Origin of the sequence: Okeania sp. SIO2C2 (assembly GCF_010692625.1) — a bacterium.
Classification (GTDB): Bacteria; Cyanobacteriota; Cyanobacteriia; order Cyanobacteriales; family Microcoleaceae; genus Okeania; species Okeania hirsuta.
In genome coordinates, this window is record NZ_JAAHGM010000174.1 from 1 (window position 1) to 1,160 (window position 1,160).

General features: G+C 31.7%; 3 protein-coding genes. All 3 read left to right on the plus strand.

The window, feature by feature from the left end:
* Positions 1–236: hypothetical protein (locus F6K18_RS36215; protein ID WP_287528214.1), on the plus strand; the 236-nt coding region annotated here is incomplete at its 5' end.
* Between the two features lie 236 nt (positions 237–472).
* Complete coding sequence (locus F6K18_RS36220; protein WP_353735282.1) at positions 473–787, plus strand: hypothetical protein; 315 nt, start codon at positions 473–475, stop codon at positions 785–787.
* Between the two features lie 36 nt (positions 788–823).
* The coding region (locus tag F6K18_RS36225; protein WP_287528216.1) for a hypothetical protein at positions 824–1,160 on the plus strand (337 nt) is incomplete at its 3' end.

Here is a 1,160-nt window from a genome sequence, read left to right on the forward strand (position 1 = left end):
GAGCATCTTTGTTGCGCTATCTGGAGATACCAGAATTAATTGCAGATAGTGAAGATACTTATATTAAATTAGCAGTTGATTTGGGAAATGATTCTGATTTACGAGCAGTTTATCGCGACAGAATAGATACAAAAATGCAGGGTAATCCGCAGTTTTTGGATAGTCGCTATTACTCTAGTCAAATGGGATATTTATTTCAAAAAGTCTTTCAAGAATATTTAGCATCGGATAATTAATTATCATAACTCTGGGGTTGCACATTAAAGAATGATATAGCGTTTCTCAGGTTAGTAAGGTACAGTTTTATCTTTCTTCTTTATTGCCTGTTGCCTATTGCCTGTTGCCTGTTGCCTGTTGCCTAAAGCGTAGAATTTTGTACCTCACCAGCATGGGAATTGCTATAGTAGATTTTTAACTGTAAATATAAAGAATTATTCAAAAATATCAAATGTTCGGATTTCATCATTTATAATTGTGCAACACTGAGGAAATAATTATCCAAAAATATCTACTTTCCGATTACATCATTCCTGATTGGACTTTATTAATAGATAACAGCAATATTTATGCTGAAGATGCAGATTTAATTTTATCTAGTGTGGCGATGAATTTGTTAATGGAGTCAGAATTAGAGGTAGATGAGGGAGTAGAAATTGTTTTGGTTGGGGAGTTGAGTCAAATACAATGGTCAGCTTTAATTCCTCAACTGCAAGGTTGGATTAAGTTAGAGCATGAGAATAAGGAAGCGATCGCTAAGGCAAAAGTACAAGAAATTTTTTCAATATAGAAAGCTAAAGTTATTACAGGATAATTTATTAAAATTATGATAACTGAAATTGTCGAAAAAGGTGTTTACTTTATCTTTTCACCAGTTAAAAAATGCTCTCATATATCAATTTGTATAGCAGAAGGTTTGAAAAAACTAGGAATTCCTATTTTTTCTAACATAGATTGTTGGTTAATCGACTTGAAAAATCAAGAATATTTGTTTAAAAACGATCGCCAATTACATCCTAACAATTGTGCAATCGTAGTGGCCGATATTTATTTCATAGAAATGACAAATAACCACCCTTTATTTGATTTATTTTACGAACTCAATGAAGAAGTTATTTTAGTTATAATAGATCCCAATGATAGCGATCATGTATTAACTGGTA